Origin of the sequence: Streptomyces sp. enrichment culture (assembly GCF_964273255.1) — a bacterium.
GTDB lineage: Bacteria > Actinomycetota > Actinomycetes > Streptomycetales > Streptomycetaceae > Streptomyces.
The window spans coordinates 3,269,924-3,287,048 of the sequence record NZ_OZ186835.1; the positions used below are offsets into that span (position 1 = coordinate 3,269,924).

Genomic DNA, 17,125 nt, shown 5'->3' on the forward strand with positions numbered 1-17,125 from the left:
CACCGATGCCCGCGTCCGGTTGAGCGGCCGTGGCCGCCTCCGCCAGGGTCAACGCCCGGCACACCCGCTTTCGTTCCGCGGGCCGCCGGCACGGATGCCGCGTCACCCGGCACCCAGTGGCGGAGCGGGACGGCCTCCCGCGTCCAGGTACGACTGCGGTGGGTTCAGGCGCTGGCCCGGCAGACCGGCCTTCTCGTACTTCAGCAGCTTCCGAGCCTTCTCCGGGTCCGTCTCGCCCTCGCCGTACGCCGGGCAGAGCGGTGCGATCGGACAGGCACCGCAGGCGGGCTTGCGGGCATGGCAGATCCGGCGGCCGTGCCAGATCACGTGGTGCGAGAGGTCCGTCCAGTCGCTCTTGGGGAAAAGCGCGCCGACGGCCGCTTCGATCTTGTCCGGGTCGGTCTCGTCGGTCCAGCGCCAACGGCGCACCAGGCGCTGGAAGTGCGTGTCCACGGTGATGCCGGGGCGTCCGAAGGCGTTGCCGAGCACGACGAAGGCGGTCTTGCGGCCGACGCCGGGCAGCTTGACCAGGTCCTCCAGCCGGCCCGGCACCTCACCGCCGAAGTCCTCCGCCAGAGCCTTCGACAGTCCTATGACCGACTTGGTCTTGGCGCGGAAGAAGCCGGTGGGGCGCAGGATCTCCTCCACCTCCTCCGGATTGGCCGCGGCCAGGTCCTCGGGGGTGGGGTACTTCGCGAAGAGCGCCGGGGTGGTCTGGTTGACGCGCAGGTCGGTGGTCTGCGCCGACAGCACCGTGGCGACGACGAGTTGGAAGGGGTTCTCGAAGTCCAGCTCCGGGTGGGCGTACGGGTAGACCTCGGCGAGCTCGCGGTTGATCCGCCGGGCACGTCGCACCAGCGCGGTGCGGGACTCGCCCCGGGGCGGGGCGACGACCGTCCTGGTCTCCGCGCCCTCGACGGCGACGGCCGCCTTCTTCGGCGCCACCACCGGCTTCTTGGCGGCCGGCGCCTTCTTCACCGGCGGCGCCTTCCTGGCAGTGGGAGCCTTCGGGGCCTTCCCGGCGGGCGCCTTCTTCGCCGCGGGCGCCTTCTTGGGCGCAGGTGCCTTCTTGGGCGCAGGTGCCTTCTTCGCCGGTGCCTTCTTCGCCGGTGACTCGGCTGCGGTCTTCTTCGCGGCCGGCCTCGTCGCAGCGGGCTTCTTCGCAGCGGTCTTCTTCGCCACGGCCTTCTCCGCGGTGGCCTTCTTCGCACCGGTCTTCTTCGCGGTGGCCTTCTTCGCACCGGTCTTCTTCGCGGTGGCCTTCTTCGCACCGGTCTTCTTCGCGGTGGCCTTCTTCGCACCGGTCTTCTTCGCGGTGGCCTTCTTCGCACCGGTCTTCTTCGCGGTGGCCTTGTTCGCAGCGGTCTTCTTCACCCGCTCCTGCGTGGCCGCTTCGGCCGGTTCCGCGGTTTTCCTTCCGCCATCGGGGCCCTGTTCGCCCACAGCGGAATCACGACGTACCTCCACCCGCGCAGCCCCCTCGGCCTGTGCTCTCACCGGCGATTTGGACACCCGGCCAGCCTACGGCCCGACACCGACATCCGCCCCGGACCCCGAAGATCGGCGCCCAATTGGACCCCTGCCGCGTACCCCGGCAGCACGGTGCGGCATCCTTGTGACAGATCACACTGTTTGGACTGTCCGGCAAAATGGGCACCACGGTCCCCTGGTACAAGGGGGAACATGATCCCCTGAGCAGGTCGACAAGGAGAGAACTCGTGGACGACGTTCTGCGGCGGAACCCGCTCTTCGCGGCGCTCGATGACGAGCAGGCCGCGGAGCTTCGCGCCTCCATGAGTGAGGTGACCCTGGCAAGGGGCGACTCACTGTTCCACGAAGGCGACCCGGGTGACCGGCTCTACGTGGTCACCGAGGGCAAGGTCAAGCTCCACCGCACCTCGCCCGACGGCCGCGAGAACATGCTGGCCGTCGTCGGCCCCGGTGAGCTGATCGGCGAGCTGTCGCTGTTCGACCCGGGTCCCCGCACCGCGACGGCGACGGCACTGACCGAGGTCAAGCTGCTCGGTCTCGGCCACAACGACCTGACGCCCTGGCTGAGCGCCCGCCCCGAGGTCGCCACGGCACTGCTGCGGGCCGTCGCCCGCCGCCTGCGCAAGACCAACGACGCCATGTCGGACCTGGTCTTCTCGGACGTCCCGGGCCGCGTGGCGCGCGCCCTGCTGGACCTCTCCCGCCGCTTCGGCGTGCAGTCCGAGGAGGGCATCCACGTCGTGCACGACCTGACGCAGGAGGAGCTGGCCCAGCTGGTCGGCGCCTCGCGCGAGACGGTCAACAAGGCGCTGGCGGACTTCGCCCAGCGCGGCTGGCTCCGCCTGGAGGCCCGTGCGGTGATCCTCCTGGACGTCGAGCGCCTCGCCAAGCGCTCGCGCTGACGTTCCCGGGGCGGTGGGCAGCTCCCCTGCTGCTCCAGCGACTCCTGCCGCTCCCGACAGCTCTCGCGGCAGCTCTCCCGCTGCTCCCGGCGGTTCCTGCGTGATGCCGGTGGCTGCTGCTGATGCCTCGCATGCCGTCGACGGGGCCGTGCCGTCACCGGCACCTCACCCGTCCGGCCTACGGGCCCCCGACTCCTGCGCGCGCAGGCCGACCACCCGCGGTCGGACGGCGCGCCTGCCGTCGCGGGGCCCGTAACTGTGCGCCCGGGAGCGACCGGCCGTTCCGCCCAGGCCGGACGGTTCAGATCAGACCGTGCTCCTGGAGGTACTCCAGCTGCGCCCGTACGGACAGCTCCGCCGCGGGCCACAGCGAGCGGTCCACGTCGGCGTACACGTGGGCGACGACCTCGGACGGGGTGCGGTGGCCGTTCTCGACGGCCGTCTCCACCTGAGCCAGGCGGTTGGCGCGGTGTGCCAGGTAGAACTCCACGGCTCCCTGGGCGTCCTCCAGGACGGGTCCGTGCCCCGGCAGGACCGTGTGGACGCCGTCGTCCACGGTCAGTGAGCGCAGTCGGCGCAGCGAGTCCAGGTAGTCGCCGAGGCGGCCGTCGGGGTGTGCCACGACGGTCGTGCCGCGGCCCAGGACCGTGTCGCCGGTCAGCACCGCGCGGTCGGCGGGCACGTGGAAGCAGAGGGAGTCCGAGGTGTGCCCCGGTGTGGGGACCACGCGCAGTTCCAGGCCCCCCACCGTGACGACGTCCCCGGCGGCCAGACCCTCGTCACCCAGCCGCAGCGCCGGATCCAGCGCCCGCACGTTCGTGCCGGTCAGCTCGGCGAAGCGGGCGGCACCCTCGGCGTGGTCGGGGTGGCCGTGCGTCAGCAGGGTGAGCGCGACGCGCTTGCCGGCCCGCTCGGCCGTCCCGACGACGTGCCGCAGGTGGCCCTCGTCCAGCGGGCCCGGGTCGACCACGACCGCCAGGTCGGAGTCGGGTTCGGACAGGATCCAGGTGTTGGTGCCGTCGAGCGTCATGGCCGAGGCGTTGGGGGCCAGGACGTTGACGGCGCGGTCGGTGGCCGGTCCGGAGAGGACTCCGCCGCGCGGCTGGCCGGGGAGGGCTGCGGCGTCCGTCATACGGCGGCTCCACCGTTCGGAACGTCCGGGGCGGCCGGAGCGCTCGGGATCAGCTTGGTGAACTCGTCGTGCCCGGGCCAGGAGAGCACGATCCGCCCCTCCTCCAGGCGCGCGGTGGCCAGCACCGGCGTGAGATCCCGTTCGGGCGCTCCGGCGAGCGCCTGCGCGACCGTGTCGTACTCCATGAGCTGGCGCAGGGTGGCGATGGTGGGCGGCATCATCAGCAGCTCGCCCCGGTCGTAGCCGGCGGCCGCCTCCCGCGGGGTGATCCACACCGTGCGGTCGGCCTCGGTCGAGGCATTGCGGGTGCGCTGGCCCTCCGGGAGCGCGGCGACGAAGAACCAGGTGTCGTAACGGCGCGACTCGAACTCGGGCGTGATCCAGCGCGTCCATGCGCCGAGCAGGTCCGAGCGGAGCACCAGCCCGCGGCGGTCCAGGAACTCGGCGAAGGAGGTCTCCCGCGCGACCAGCGCCGCCCGGTCCGCCTCCCAGTCGTCGCCGGTGGTGTCCCCGACCACGGAGTCCGGTGTGGGGCCGGCGAGCAGCACCCCGGCCTCCTCGTACGTCTCCCGCACGGCCGCGCACACGATCGCCTGGGCCGCCGTCTCGTCGACGCCGAGCCGCTCGGCCCACCAGGCCCGTGAAGGCCCCGCCCAGCGCACCTGACGGTCGTCGTCCCGGGGGTCGACCCCGCCGCCGGGGTAGGCGTAGGCACCGCCCGCGAACGCCATGGAGGCGCGTCGGCGCAGCATGTGGACCACCGGGCCGGTGCCGGTGTCCTTCAGGAGCATGACGGTGGCCGCCCGCTTGGGCACGACCGGCGTGAGACTGCCGTCCGTGAGCGCACGGATCCGGTCCGGCCACTCAGGGGGGTACCACTGCCCGTCGGCCTGCACATTCGCCATGGGCGGAGGCTATCCCGTGGCGGGCGGATGTTCGAGTGCCCCTCGGGTCGGGGGTGACCTGGGGCCTCGGGCGGCTCCGGCCGGCTGCGCGGGAGGGCGGCCGGCTGCGCGGGAGGGCGAGGGTGCGCCAGGGGCCCTGCCCGGGCGCGGTCCCAGGGCGAACGGGAACGGAAAGCGGGAGGGAAGAGGGAAGGGGAGGGAAGAGAGGAGGAGGAGAAGAGAAGGGAGCGGAACGGCGGAGTCGCTTGCCCGGCACGCCCCCGGGGGCGACGCGTCGGCCGGATGCGGGACGGCGAGGCCGCGGCGAGGGCGCGGCGAGGGCGCGGCCGTGCGGCTACCGGGACGACGGGCGTCCGCGCCGTGGGCTGCCCGGGCGCCGTGGAGGCGCGGAGGCATGGGCGGCGGCGGGGACGGCACGGACGGCCGGGTCCCGGTCGAACGGGCTGCGGGCCCGGCTCCGGTCCCGCGCTCGGCGGCGCCGGGCCCCGCGCCCTCACCGCTGTGCGGGCGACGCGGCCCGGTGCCCCGGCCGACGCGGAACCGGGTTTCCGAGAGCGGGAACGGGGGGCCTACGCCTCCGTCAGCTCCACCTGGACCTCGACCTCGACGGGTGCGTCCAGCGGCAGGACCGCGACACCCACCGCGCTGCGGGCGTGGACGCCCTTGTCGCCGAGGACCTCGGCCAGCAGCTCGCTGGCGCCGTTGATGACACCGGGCTGGCCCGTGAAGTCCGGCGCGGAGGCCACGAAGCCCACCAGCTTGACCACACGGGCGACGCGGTCCAGGTCACCGGCGACGGACTTGACGGCGGCGAGGGCGTTCAGCGCACACGTGCGGGCCAGGCCCTTCGCCTCCTCCGGCGTCACCTCTCCGCCGACCTTGCCGGTGAGCGGCAGCTCGCCGTCCACGATGGGGAGCTGGCCGGACGTGAAGACGTACCGTCCGGACACCACGGCAGGCTGGTACGCGGCGAGCGGAGGGACGACCTCCGGCAGGCTCAGGCCGAGCTCGGCGAGCTTCGCCTCGACCGCGCTCATGCCTGCTTCTCCCGCTTCAGATAGGCCACCAGCTGCTCGGGGTTGTTCGGCCCGGGCACGACCTGGACGAGCTCCCAGCCGTCCTCGCCCCAGGTGTCCAGGATCTGCTTCGTGGCGTGGACGAGCAGCGGCACAGTCGCGTATTCCCACTTGGTCATGGCGCCGACTCTAGCCCCTGCCGTGTGCGCCCTCACGCGACGGGAGCGCGAGGGAGGCCGAGGGAGGGCACGGCCAGGGGCAGCCGGCCCCCGGACGGCGGGGACGGCACCGTCCCGGCGCCTGCGCCGGGCGCCCGTCGCGGGCGGGACCGAGCGGCGGCACGGCGCACGCCGCACACGGGTCGTGGCTCGCCGCCCGGGTGTCCGGGGACCGGGGAGGGGAGGGGGACGCGTGGTGTGGCAACTGCCACCCGGAGCCGCCGGGGCGCGCGCGGAGCATTTAGGCTCGAAGGCGTGAGCAGGCTCCAGGTCGTCAGTGGCAAGGGCGGTACCGGCAAGACCACGGTGGCCGCGGCCCTCGCGCTGGCCCTGGCCACGGAGGGGAAGCGGACGCTCCTCGTCGAGGTCGAGGGCCGCCAGGGCATCGCACAGCTCTTCGAAACGGAGGCGTTGCCGTACGAGGAGCGGAAGATCGCCGTCGCACCCGGGGGCGGGGAGGTGTACGCACTCGCCATCGATGCGGAACGGGCCCTTCTGGACTACCTCCAGATGTTCTACAAGATGGGCAGCGCCGGGAGAGCCCTGAAGAAGCTCGGCGCGATCGACTTCGCGACCACCATCGCGCCCGGTGTGCGTGACGTCCTGCTGACCGGCAAGGCCTGTGAGGCGGTGCGGCGCAAGGACCGTGCCGGACGGTTCGTCTACGACTACGTCGTGATGGACGCTCCGCCGACCGGTCGCATCACCCGCTTCCTCAACGTCAACGACGAGGTGGCCGGACTCGCCAAGATCGGGCCGATACACCATCAGGCACAGGCCGTGATGCGGGTCCTGAAATCTCCCGAGACGGCCGTGCACCTGGTGACGCTGCTGGAGGAGATGCCGGTCCAGGAGACCGCGGACGGCATCGCCGAACTGCGCGCGGCGCGGCTGCCCGTGGGGCGGGTCATCGTGAACATGGTCCGGCCGAGGGTGCTTCAGGAAGCGGACCTGGAACTCATCGAGACGGTCCCGCGTTCTTCCCTCGCCCGGTCCTTGTCGTCCGCCGGCCTCGGCGGTGCGCGGCGCGGAGGGCACGCCGAGCGGCTGGTGGACCCCCTGGTCGCCCAGGCGGAGGAGTACGCCGAGCGGTTCGCGCTGGAGACGGAGCAGCGCGCCGTCCTGGCGGACCTCGGCCTGCCGCTGCACGAACTGCCGCTGTTCGCGGAGGGGATGGACCTGGCGGGCCTGTACCAGCTGGCCCGGACCCTGCGCGGGCAGGGCGTGTCATGACGCGTGCCCTCGGCTACGCGAGCCCGGCCGGTGACGGGCACCCGTACGCCGGCCCAGCCAGCACGTGGGGCACCCGGGGTACCCGGCGCTCGAGGGGCGCCTGGCCGGCTCCGTGCGCCCCGGACCCCCTGGACGCCCCTGACCTCGGCGCCCTGGACCACCTGGGAGCCCTGGCCGGCCTGGTCGCCCGAGCCGTCGGCACCGGGTACGGCGCCACCGGCAACGGCCCGGGTCACGGCCCGGTGACCGGAGCCGGACCGGGGAGCACGGCCACGACCACGAGCAGGGCCGAGCGCAAGAACGGGAACGAGAACGGGAACCGGAACGCGAACAGGAACGGGAACGCGAACAGGAGCGGGAAGAGAAGCGGGACCGGGCCCGGACCCGGGGCCGGGGCCCGCAGCGAAGTCGGCGGCCGGTCCAGGGCCGGAATCGGCCCCGAAGTCGGCGGCCGGTCCGGAGCCGGAATCGGCAGCCGGTCCGGGACGGGGACCGAGGCCGGGACCGCAGTCAGCCGTAGTTACCGGAAGCAGAAGCAGGGGATGTCATGAGCCGTAGTCCGGAGCCGCAGCCCGGCCGCGCGGACGCGCACGCGCCCGATGCGGCCCGTCGTCACCTGTCGCCCACGCGCACGCTGGACGTCGACCCCCTGCTCGAGGACCCGGGCACGCGGATCGTGGTCTGCTGCGGTTCGGGCGGTGTCGGCAAGACGACGACGGCTGCCGCGCTCGGGCTGCGTGCCGCGGAGCGGGGACGCAAGGTCGTCGTCCTCACGATCGACCCGGCCCGTCGCCTCGCCCAGTCCATGGGCATCGACTCGCTCGACAACACCCCGCGCCGGGTCAAGGGCATCGACGACTCCGCCGGCGGCGAACTGCACGCGATGATGCTCGACATGAAGCGCACCTTCGACGAGATCGTCGAGGCGCACGCGGATCCCGAGCGGGCCGCCGCGATCCTGGGCAACCCCTTCTACCAGTCGCTCTCCGCGGGCTTCGCCGGCACCCAGGAGTACATGGCGATGGAGAAACTGGGGCAGCTGCGGTCGCGCGACGAGTGGGACCTGATCATCGTCGACACTCCGCCCTCCCGCTCCGCACTGGACTTCCTGGACGCGCCCAAGCGGCTCGGGTCCTTCCTCGACGGCAGGCTCATCCGGGTCCTGCTGGCCCCGGCGAAGGTCGGCGGCCGGGCGGGCATGAAGTTCCTCAACGTCGGCATGTCGATGATGACCGGCGTCCTGGGCAAGCTGCTCGGCGGTCAGCTGCTGAAGGACGTCCAGACGTTCATCGCGGCCATGGACTCCATGTTCGGCGGGTTCCGGACGCGGGCGGACGCCACGTACAAGCTGCTCCAGGCGCCCGGCACGGCGTTCCTGGTGGTGGCCGCGCCGGAGCGGGACGCGTTGCGGGAGGCCGCGTACTTCGTCGAACGGCTCGCGGCGGAGGACATGCCGCTCGCCGGTCTGGTCCTCAACCGGGTGCACGGCAGCGGCGCCGACTCACTGTCCGCGGAGCGGGCGCTGGCCGCCGCGGAAAATCTTGTGGACTCCGGCATTGTGGATCAGGAGGACGGGAAAGCCTCTCTTCGTAACTCCCCCGACCCGTACGACAGTTCAGCACACCCAGACCATTCGGCCAGTCCAGGGGCTCCGGTTTCCTCTCCCGCTACCGGAGCCGCAACAGTGGATGCCGACCGCGCCCCAGGCTCCCCCGCCGTCGCGGACGACACCACGGACGACGCCGCGATCGCCGACGACGAGGGCAGCCGTGCCGACGGTGAGGACACCCCCGCGCACGGGGCCTCCGACGAGCAGACCACCGAGGAGCAGACGACCGAGGAACGGATTTCTGACGGGCAGGCTTCCGGCGGGCATGCTCCTGACCCGCAGACCTCTGACGAGCGGTCCGTCGACCGGCTCGCCGCCGGGCTGCTGAGGCTGCACGCCGAGCGCATGCAGCTGCTCTCGCGTGAGCAGCGGACGCGTGACCGCTTCACCGCGCTCCACCCGGAGGTGGCGGTGACGGAGGTGGCCGCGCTGCCCGGCGACGTGCACGACCTCGCGGGGCTGCGGGACATCGGTGACCGCCTCGCGGCCGTCCGGCCGGAGCTGCCCGGGACGCCCGCCTGACCCTCGTGCGCCCGACACGTGAAGGAACCGGGAACCGGCTGGGGCGGTGCGCGGCCGACGAGACGCGTACCGCCCGCCGTCCGCCGCCACTGCCCGCCGTCCGGCTGAAAGCCCCGGTCCGACGGCATGCCAGGAGGGCGGCACCTGACTGACGGCCTGCTACGCGGCCGGGCGGGCCGGGTCGCTCCACCGGGTGCCACGGTCACGCACGCCGGGCGAACGCCGCACCCACACACCGCTCCCGGCCCCACGGACACGACGGACGACGCTGGACCGTGACGGACGTCAACGGCGGCCCACACCTGTGGACCATGCGACAGGCGCAGGCGCAGGCGGGTGCCACCGGATGGAACCCGGGCCGAGGACCCCCCGAGGGTCCTCGGCCGTCAGCCCACCGCCGCGTAGTTCTCGTACACCTCGTCCTCACCGAGCGCCACGACACCTGCGCCGCGCTCGTACTCCATGCGCGCGGTCTCCAGCAGGCGGCGCCAGGAGGTCACGGTCGGCCGCCGGCGCAGCAGTGCGCGGCGCTCACGTTCCGTCATGCCTCCCCACACGCCGAACTCGACGCGGTTGTCCAGCGCGTCGGCGAGGCACTCCGTGCGTACCGGACATCCGGTGCACACTGCCTTGGCCCTGTTCTGCGCTGCTCCCTGAACGAACAGTTCATCCGGATCAGTAGTGCGGCAGGCGGCCTGCGCACTCCAGTCGGTAACCCAGCCCATACCGGCGCCGTCCTCTCCCGAATCGAGGCTCCCCCACGGCGGCAGCGGCATATTCACCGCCGCCAGTTGAGGACGTTACGGAAGGCGAGCACAGCGCAACACCCCCAGCGGGCCCAATCTTGAATGGTCCGAACGGACTATGGGTAAACGGCAGATCACCCGGGGGAGTGAGCTGGCGACATGCGCGGCATTCCAGGCAATCCAGGGCGGTTGTGGGGCGTCACAACGGGCACCAAGTGACACACGAGGCGGATCCGGACCCACGCCCAACACGCCCCGACAAGAAAGTCGAGCAGATCCGGAACGATTCGGGGTCGCCGGACGTATTGATACCTGGCCTCACTGCTGTGACAGTTGAGAGCAGCTTAGGCCAACGCCTGTCCGGTTGTCCGGCGAATGAGAACGTAGACGCCTGACGTCGTCATGCCGTCGATCCAGCCGTCGCCGAGCACCGAGCACCGCTTTCCCGCGACGGTTCCGACACGCACCACCGGCTCAGCGTGCCGCCCTCGAACACCACCGGCCGGCGTGCCGCCGTCGAACCCGCAGGGCCCCCCGCCCGCCGCCGCACGCGCACCCACCCCCACCTGGCGCAAGGCGTACCAGCGCACCACCCCCGCCACCCCTCACGCATTCCTCACAACTTCGCCATACCGGGCGCACACACCACGACCGCACCCCGCTGCCCCTCCGTCCGCCGGCCCCGCACCAGGTCGCGCGGGCCCGGTTGCCCCGCCCGGATGTCACGGTCCGGTACGCGAACGCTCCGACGGACCCCAGCTCCTGCGGAATGCTTATCACTACGGATTAGGCTGCACTCATGCCAAAGAAGCGCTCGGGCGGTGGTCTGTCACCCACACAGCAGGCCGCCAAGTTCGTCGGTGTCAGTGTCCTCGCAGGAGCGGTCCTGGCCGGCCTCGCGCTGCCCGCCGTCGGCGCGCTCGGCCTCGCCGCCAAGGGATCGGTCGAGAGCTTCGACGAGCTCCCGGCCAACCTGAAGACACCACCGCTCAGCCAGCGCACCACGATCCTCGACGCCAAGGGCGGACAGATCGCGACCGTCTTCGAGCGCGACCGCACGGTGGTCGACCTCAAGGACATCTCGCCGTACATGCAGAAGGCGATCATCGCGATCGAGGACTCCCGCTTCTACGAGCACGGCGCGGTCGACCTGAAGGGCGTGCTGCGCGCGCTCAACCGCAACGCGCAGACCGGCGGTGTCGCCGAGGGTGCGTCCACGCTGACGCAGCAGTACGTGAAGAACGTGTTCGTCGAGGAGGCCGGCGACGACCCGACGAAGGTCGCGCAGGCCACCCAGCAGACCCTGGGCCGCAAGATCCGCGAGCTGAAGTTCGCGATCCAGGTCGAGGAGGAGCTGGGCAAGAAGAAGATCCTCGAGAACTACCTGAACATCACCTTCTTCGGCCAGCAGGCCTACGGCGTGGAGGCCGCCAGCCAGCGGTACTTCTCGAAGTCCGCCAAGGACCTGGAACTGCACGAGGCGGCCCTGCTGGCCGGCATCGTCCAGTCGCCGAGCCGCTACGACCCGGTCAACGACGAGGCGGAGGCCACGAAGCGGCGCAACATCGTCCTGCAGCGGATGGCCGAGGTCGGCGACGTCTCCCAGGAGCAGGCGGACAAGGCTGCCGAGGCCCCGCTGGGACTCAAGGTCAGCAAGCCGAACAACGGCTGCATCACCGCGGCCAAGGGCGCCGGCTTCTTCTGCGACTACGTGCGCGAGGTGTTCCTCAACGACCCGGTCTTCGGCAAGACCAAGGAGGACCGGGCCAAGATCTGGAACCGCGGCGGCCTGACCATCCGCACCACGTTGGACCCGCAGGCCCAGGAGTCCGTCCAGGCGTCGGTCAAGAACCACGTCAACCAGAAGGACGAGGTGGCGACCGCCGCCACGATCGTCGAGCCCGGCACCGGCAAGATCCTGGCGATGGGGCAGTCCCGGCCGTACGGCATCGACGTCAAGAAGAACGAGACGACGATCAACCTGTCGGTGGACGACGCCATGGGCGGCGGCGCGGGCTACCAGCCCGGTTCGACGTTCAAGCCGATCGTGGCCGCGGCCGCGATCGAGGGCGGGATGGCCCCGACCAAGTCGTACGCCTCGCCGTACAAGATGGACTACCCGACGCCGGTCGCGGCGTGCGACGGCCGGACGTGGAACGAGAAGGGCGTCCCGGTCGAGAACGAGAACGAGTCGGAGGTCGGCCCCTACAGCATGAAGGAGGCCACCGCCAAGTCGGTCAACACGTACTACATCGAGTTGATCAGCGAGATCGGCATCTGCCCGGTGACCAAGATGGCCGAGAAGATGGGCGTCGAGCGCGCCGACGGCGGAAAGATGCAGCAGGCGCCGTCGATCGCCCTCGGCACCCAGGAGATGTCCCCGCTGACCATGGCGAACGGCTACGCCACCTTCGCCGCGCGCGGCATGCACTGCACGCCGATCGCCATCGAGTCGATCAGCCAGCGGGTCGGTGAGAAGAACAAGTCGCTGCCGGTCCCGAAGTCGACCTGCTCGCGCGCGATGTCCGAGAAGACGGCCGACACCATCAACACGCTGCTGCGCGGCGTGGTCGAGGACGGTACGGGTACGCAGGCCGGCCTCGGCAGCCGTCCCAGTGCGGGCAAGACCGGTACCACGGACTTCCGCTACGCCGCCTGGTTCGTGGGATACACCCCGAACATGGCCGGCGCCGTCTGGGTCGGCGACCCGGCCCACAAGCGCAGGATGGTCAACATCTCCATCGGCGGCACCTGGCACAGCAAGGTGTTCGGTGGCCAGGTCCCCGGCCCGATCTGGCGCGACATGATGAACGGCGCCCTGGAGGGCAAGGAAGCCCCCGACTTCAACGTCGTCCACATCCCGGACGACCGCAAGGACGACCGCGACCGGGACCGCGACGAGGACGACCGTGAGGACCGTGAGGACGGCAACAACGGTGACAACGGCGGCTTCATCGGCGGCCTGATCGGCGGCGGCAACGGTGGCAACGGCGGCGGGAACGGTGGCCCCGGCGGCCGCGGCGGCGAGCCGGACCCGACCTTCTCCATCCCGGAGGGCTTCATCCAGGGTCCCGGCCAGGGCCCGGGAGGCCGGCGCTGACCCTGCCGTGACCGGACAACGGATCCGGTGCGGACCTGTGCGGCCCGTCGCGCTCGAGCGCGGCGGGCCGCGGTGCTGGGACAGCGGTGGTCAGAGCCGGTGCCGGCCGACTGCCGGCGGCCTCCCTCCCGCGCGGGGGCGGCTCACCCCGCCGAGCCGAAGGGCACCGGGCGCGGGTGAGAGGGATGCGCCCGGTCACCGGGCGGGCGCCCGGCGGGAGGCGGCGGGAGAGGGAGGGGAACGCCCGGTCAGCCGGCGAGCAGCTTCTTCACCGCGGCCGCGACCCGTCCGCCCTCGGCCTGCCCGGCCACCTTCGGGTTCACGATCTTCATGACCGCGCCCATGGCCCGCGGCCCCTCGGCACCCGCCGCCCTGGCCTCCTCGACGGCCTGGGCGACGATCGCGTTCAGCTCGTCGTCGGACAGCTGCTTGGGCAGGTACTGGGCCAGCACCTCGCCCTCCGCCCGCTCCCGCTCGGCCTGCTCGGCGCGACCACCCTGCGCGAAGGCCTCGGCCGCCTCGCGGCGCTTCTTCGCCTCGCGGGTGATCACCTTCTGCACCTCGTCGTCGGAGAGCTCGCGCTTCTCCTTGCCCGCGACCTCTTCCTTGGTGATCGCGGCGAGCGTCAGCCGGAGCGTCGAGGAGCGCAGCTCGTCGCGCCCCCTGATCGCGGCGTTGAGGTCATCCTGCAGCTTCGACTTGAGCGTGGTCATGACCTGATTCTCGCAGGTACCCGAGGGCACCCGCTCCCCGATTTCGGCACGCCGACCGGAGCCTCGGCCACCGGCCGCTCGATCGGACCGTGCCGCCCGGCACGGGACCGGTCGTCCTCCAGCGTCGCGGAGCAGCGGAGTCGGCTGCGGGGCCCCGGAGTTGGCGGGGCAGGCCGGGACGACCGGGCGGACGGGCGGCATCCGGCGTCTGACACGATGGGAGGCATGCGCGCGCGATACGGAATCCCCCTGGGAATCACGGCGGCCGGTGCCGCCGGGCTGGTGTACGCGGCGGGCTTCGAGGCCCGCTCGTTCCGCCTGCGGCGGGTGACGATCCCCGTCCTGCCGTCCGGGATGCGTCCGCTGCGCGTACTGCAGGTCTCCGACATCCACCTGGTCAGCGGCCAGCGCAAGAAGCAGCGGTGGCTGCGGTCCCTGGCGGGCCTGCGCCCCGACTTCGTGATCAACACCGGCGACAACCTCTCCGACACGGAGGGCGTACCGGAGGTCCTGGACGCCCTCGGGCCGCTGATGGAGTTCCCGGGCGCCTACGTCTTCGGCTCCAACGACTACTACGGCCCCAAGCTGCGCAACCCCGCCCGCTACCTCATCGAGAGGGTCCAGGGACGCCACGGCCTCAACGGCAACGCCCCCACCGTCGGCGCCATCCACAACCCGTGGGAGGACCTGCGGGACGGCTTCGACGCCGCGGGCTGGCTCAACCTCACGAACACCCGGGGCACGCTGAAGATCGAGGGCATGTCGATCGAGCTGACCGGCCTGGACGACCCCCACATCAAGCGGGACCGCTACGACGAGGTCGCGGGCGGCCCGTCGGCCGGCGTGGACTTCTCGATGGGCGTCGTCCACGCCCCCTACCTGCGCGTCCTTGACTCCTTCACCGCCGACGGCTACCCCCTGATCCTGGCCGGCCACACCCACGGCGGCCAGCTCTGCATCCCCTTCTACGGCGCCCTGGTCACCAACTGCGACCTGGACACCGACCGCGTCAAGGGCCTCTCCACGCACACCTCCGGCGGCCACACCTCCTACCTCCACGTCTCGGCCGGCTGCGGCACCAACCGCTACACGCCGGTCCGCGTCGCCTGCCCGCCGGAAGCGACGCTGATGACGCTGGTCGCCCGCTGACGCCGGGAGCGCGGCGTCCCCACGCGCCCGCCGGGGCGCGTGGCGACGCCAGGGCGCCGCTCACCCCCTGACCGGTCGCGCCCCGCACCCGCGCCCGCCCGTAACCCGACCGGTCCACCCCATATCGCCCGGACCGGGCGACATACCCACGCTGGGTGCATGACCGCACCGATACCCCGGGAGATACCGGGCCTCCCCGCCGTCCCCGTGAAGAGGCCCGCGCTCCTCCCCTCCCCGGTCCCGGCACGCGCCGTCATGGCCCCGGTCCGCCGCCCGTGGGCGGCGGCATACCGCCTGGCCCTGGCGCTGGCGGCCATCTCGGCGGTGACCGCGCTGCTCCTCCTCGGCAGCCCCGCCCTGGTGCTCAGCCACTTCGCGGTCCAGAGCGCGGTCCTGCTGGCCCTGGTCAGCCTGGCCTCGGCCCGCCGCTCCTGGACCGGCCGCCAACCCCTGCCGGGCGCGGTCACCGGCGCGGCCCTGCTCTACGTCCTGATCACGGGGCTGGTCCACCACCTGCTCCTGGCGGACACGAGCCCCGCCTTCGCCCTGTCCGACGGCACCTCCCCACCGGCCGCGATCGCCGCCCACACCCTGCACACCGCCCTCCCCGTGGCGGCCCTGCTCGACTGGCTGGTCCTGACCCCGCCGGCCCGCACCCACCTCCGCCAGACGGCCACCTGGATGCTCTACCCCCTGGCCTACCTCACCTTCTCCCTGGCCCGGGGCGAACTCCTCCCCACCCACCCGGCCCGCTACCTCTACCCCTTCCTCGACATCACCCGGCACGGCTACAAGGGCACCCTCGGCAACGCCCTCCTCCTCGGCCTCGCCTTCTACGCCCTGGCCGTCCTCCTCGTCGTCGTGGACCACACCCGCCCGAACCCGGTCCGCCGCCGCCCCAAAACCGGATTTCGCCTCCGGGCACCAGTGGGCTAAAGTAAACGTCGTCGCCGCGACAGCAGCGACATCGGGGTGTGGCGCAGCTTGGCAGCGCGCTTCGTTCGGGACGAAGAGGTCGTGGGTTCAAATCCCGCCACCCCGACGCTGGTCAGAGGGCCTGGTGTGCAAGTGACGCCAGGCCCTCTGTCATGCTCGGGGGCCAAACAGGGGGCCAAACGAAGTTGATCAGACCACCGCGTCCCCCTCTTCCTGGCTTGCCGTGGCCTCCCCTTCCTGATCTTCGGCGAAGATGTCGTCCATCGCTTCGGCACCCTTCGTGATCACGGGCCGGAGCTGCTTCCGGTAGACCGCCTCTGTGGTGGCCTGACTGCTGTGACCGACCAAGAGAGCGATGGTCTCCAGCGGGATGCCGTGGTCGGAGAGCAGCGACACGAAGCTGTGCCGGAGTTCCCGCGGGGTCCACTCCGGCTTCAGACCGGCCTTTTTCACGATGGCCTTGAAGTCACGCCGGACGTTCGCCGCGTCGAGCGGTTCGCCGCTCCGAGTCGTGAAGACACGGCCGCTCGGACTCCACTCCATCCCTCTCGATGCCCGCTCCTGCTGCTGCCATCGCTTGTGCTCTTCGAGTACGTCGACCACCTGCTTCGGCAGAGCGATGGTCCGCCGGCTCTTCCTGGTCTTCGTGTCGCCGTGCTTGCGCACAGAGCGCCACACCGCGACGTGCGGCGGCACTCCCTCCTTCGTCTCCAGGAAGACGTGGTCCCAGGTGAGGGGGCGTGCCTCTTCCGTACGGACCCCGCTCAGGAGTGAGAGCACGAGGTAGGCGCACAGCCGCGATGGCCGGGCCGCGGCAAGCACGGCTTTCGCCTGCTCCAGGTTGAGCGCCTTGCTCGGCCGGCCGGGGCGTCCCTCTGGAACGGTGACGAGTAGAGCGACGTTCCGTGCGGCCTTGTCCCTGCGCTGAGCATGGGCAATGGAGCGGCGCAGGATGGCGAGCAGGTCCCGCAGGCTGCGGGTCGCGAGCACTTCGGCCCTGTCGTCCAACCAGTCGTCCACGTCGTCCGCGCTGAGATCCTTCAGCTTGGCCTTTCCGATGAACGGGATCAAGTGCTTGTTCGCCATCGTGCGGTTTTTGCTGACGGTCTTCTCGTCGCGACCCTTCAAGCCGCGCTCCAACCAGTCGTTGACCGCATTGGCCACGGTGTAGTTGGCCGGCGACTTGACGCCGGTCTGCACCTCCTTCTTCAGGTCCCTGATCTTCTGGCGGACCTCCGTTTTCGTCCTGCCGTACACCTTGGGTCGACGGCGCTTGCCGTTCGGGGCATAGCCCAGGGAGACGGCCCCGACGTAGCGTTTCTTGGCCTGGTCCCAATAGATCGTGTCCTCACCGTGGCCGGCTCTGCGGGCACGCTTCGGGGTGTCGCTCATGCTGCGTTGTGCCTCCATGGAACAGGGCCGCGCCTTGAAGGACGCGGCCCTGTCGAACGGG

Annotated in this window: 14 protein-coding genes and 1 tRNA gene; 7 read left to right on the forward strand and 8 right to left on the reverse strand. The window is 71.6% G+C overall.

Going from position 1 to position 17,125, the window contains the following annotated elements; all coding sequences use genetic code 11:
* Nucleotides 1-102 precede the first annotated feature (102 nt).
* Nucleotides 103-1,182: an endonuclease III gene (nth, locus tag ACSU53_RS13965; protein ID WP_437033193.1), complete on the reverse strand. Its 1,080-nt coding sequence runs from the start codon at nt 1,180-1,182 to the stop codon at nt 103-105.
* A 536-nt stretch (nt 1,183-1,718) separates the two neighbouring features.
* Between nth and ACSU53_RS13970 the strand changes: the two genes are divergently transcribed.
* Nucleotides 1,719-2,393, forward strand: a complete 675-nt coding sequence (locus tag ACSU53_RS13970) for a Crp/Fnr family transcriptional regulator (RefSeq protein WP_164334673.1) — start codon at nt 1,719-1,721, stop codon at nt 2,391-2,393.
* A 301-nt stretch (nt 2,394-2,694) separates the two neighbouring features.
* On the opposite strand, the gene ACSU53_RS13975 is transcribed toward ACSU53_RS13970, so the two are convergent.
* The 4 genes from ACSU53_RS13975 to ACSU53_RS13990 form a co-directional block, all read right to left on the reverse strand.
* The gene (locus ACSU53_RS13975; protein WP_437027752.1) at nt 2,695-3,525 is read right to left on the reverse strand and encodes an MBL fold metallo-hydrolase; all 831 of its coding nucleotides are present in this window, start codon (nt 3,523-3,525) and stop codon (nt 2,695-2,697) included.
* The gene (locus ACSU53_RS13980; RefSeq protein ID WP_437027754.1) at nt 3,522-4,430 is read right to left on the reverse strand and encodes an NUDIX hydrolase; all 909 of its coding nucleotides are present in this window, start codon (nt 4,428-4,430) and stop codon (nt 3,522-3,524) included. The genes ACSU53_RS13975 and ACSU53_RS13980 overlap by 4 nt, the downstream gene beginning before the upstream one ends.
* 569 nt (nt 4,431-4,999) lie before the next feature.
* Complete coding sequence (locus ACSU53_RS13985) at nt 5,000-5,467, reverse strand: RidA family protein (protein ID WP_437027756.1); 468 nt, start codon at nt 5,465-5,467, stop codon at nt 5,000-5,002.
* Complete coding sequence (locus ACSU53_RS13990) at nt 5,464-5,625, reverse strand: DUF4177 domain-containing protein (protein WP_003975360.1); 162 nt, start codon at nt 5,623-5,625, stop codon at nt 5,464-5,466. Before ACSU53_RS13990 ends, ACSU53_RS13985 begins: the two co-directional genes overlap by 4 nt.
* A 294-nt stretch (nt 5,626-5,919) precedes the next feature.
* Here ACSU53_RS13990 and ACSU53_RS13995 point away from each other — a divergent pair, with 294 nt between their 5' ends.
* Nucleotides 5,920-6,897: an ArsA family ATPase gene (locus tag ACSU53_RS13995; protein WP_437027757.1), complete on the forward strand. Its 978-nt coding sequence runs from the start codon at nt 5,920-5,922 to the stop codon at nt 6,895-6,897.
* Between the two features lie 547 nt (nt 6,898-7,444).
* A complete protein-coding gene (locus tag ACSU53_RS14000) occupies nt 7,445-9,028 on the forward strand; it encodes an ArsA family ATPase (RefSeq protein ID WP_437027759.1) in 1,584 nt (527 codons plus the stop codon).
* A 386-nt stretch (nt 9,029-9,414) separates the two neighbouring features.
* On the opposite strand, the gene wblA is transcribed toward ACSU53_RS14000, so the two are convergent.
* Nucleotides 9,415-9,753, reverse strand: a complete 339-nt coding sequence (gene wblA, locus ACSU53_RS14005; RefSeq protein ID WP_437033195.1) for a transcriptional regulator WblA — start codon at nt 9,751-9,753, stop codon at nt 9,415-9,417.
* Between the two features lie 820 nt (nt 9,754-10,573).
* On the opposite strand from wblA, the gene ACSU53_RS14010 reads away from it, so the two are divergent.
* A complete protein-coding gene (locus tag ACSU53_RS14010; protein WP_437027761.1) occupies nt 10,574-12,874 on the forward strand; it encodes a transglycosylase domain-containing protein in 2,301 nt (766 codons plus the stop codon).
* Between the two features lie 248 nt (nt 12,875-13,122).
* Here ACSU53_RS14010 and ACSU53_RS14015 read toward each other — a convergent pair whose 3' ends face one another.
* Nucleotides 13,123-13,587, reverse strand: coding sequence for a GatB/YqeY domain-containing protein (locus ACSU53_RS14015; protein ID WP_437027762.1), 465 nt, complete (start codon nt 13,585-13,587; stop codon nt 13,123-13,125).
* A 225-nt stretch (nt 13,588-13,812) separates the two neighbouring features.
* Between ACSU53_RS14015 and ACSU53_RS14020 the strand changes: the two genes are divergently transcribed.
* The 3 genes from ACSU53_RS14020 (at nt 13,813) to ACSU53_RS14030 (ending at nt 15,778) form a co-directional block, all read left to right on the forward strand.
* Nucleotides 13,813-14,736, forward strand: coding sequence for a metallophosphoesterase (locus ACSU53_RS14020; protein ID WP_437027764.1), 924 nt, complete (start codon nt 13,813-13,815; stop codon nt 14,734-14,736).
* 159 nt (nt 14,737-14,895) lie between these two features.
* Nucleotides 14,896-15,672, forward strand: coding sequence for a Pr6Pr family membrane protein (locus ACSU53_RS14025; protein ID WP_437027766.1), 777 nt, complete (start codon nt 14,896-14,898; stop codon nt 15,670-15,672).
* 32 nt (nt 15,673-15,704) lie between these two features.
* Nucleotides 15,705-15,778: transfer RNA gene (locus tag ACSU53_RS14030), tRNA-Pro, on the forward strand.
* 83 nt (nt 15,779-15,861) lie between these two features.
* Here ACSU53_RS14030 and ACSU53_RS14035 read toward each other — a convergent pair.
* Nucleotides 15,862-17,064 carry a site-specific integrase gene (locus tag ACSU53_RS14035; RefSeq protein ID WP_437027768.1) on the reverse strand — a complete coding sequence of 401 codons (1,203 nt, stop codon included), beginning with the start codon at nt 17,062-17,064 and terminating at the stop codon, nt 15,862-15,864.
* Nucleotides 17,065-17,125: the final 61 nt, after the last annotated feature.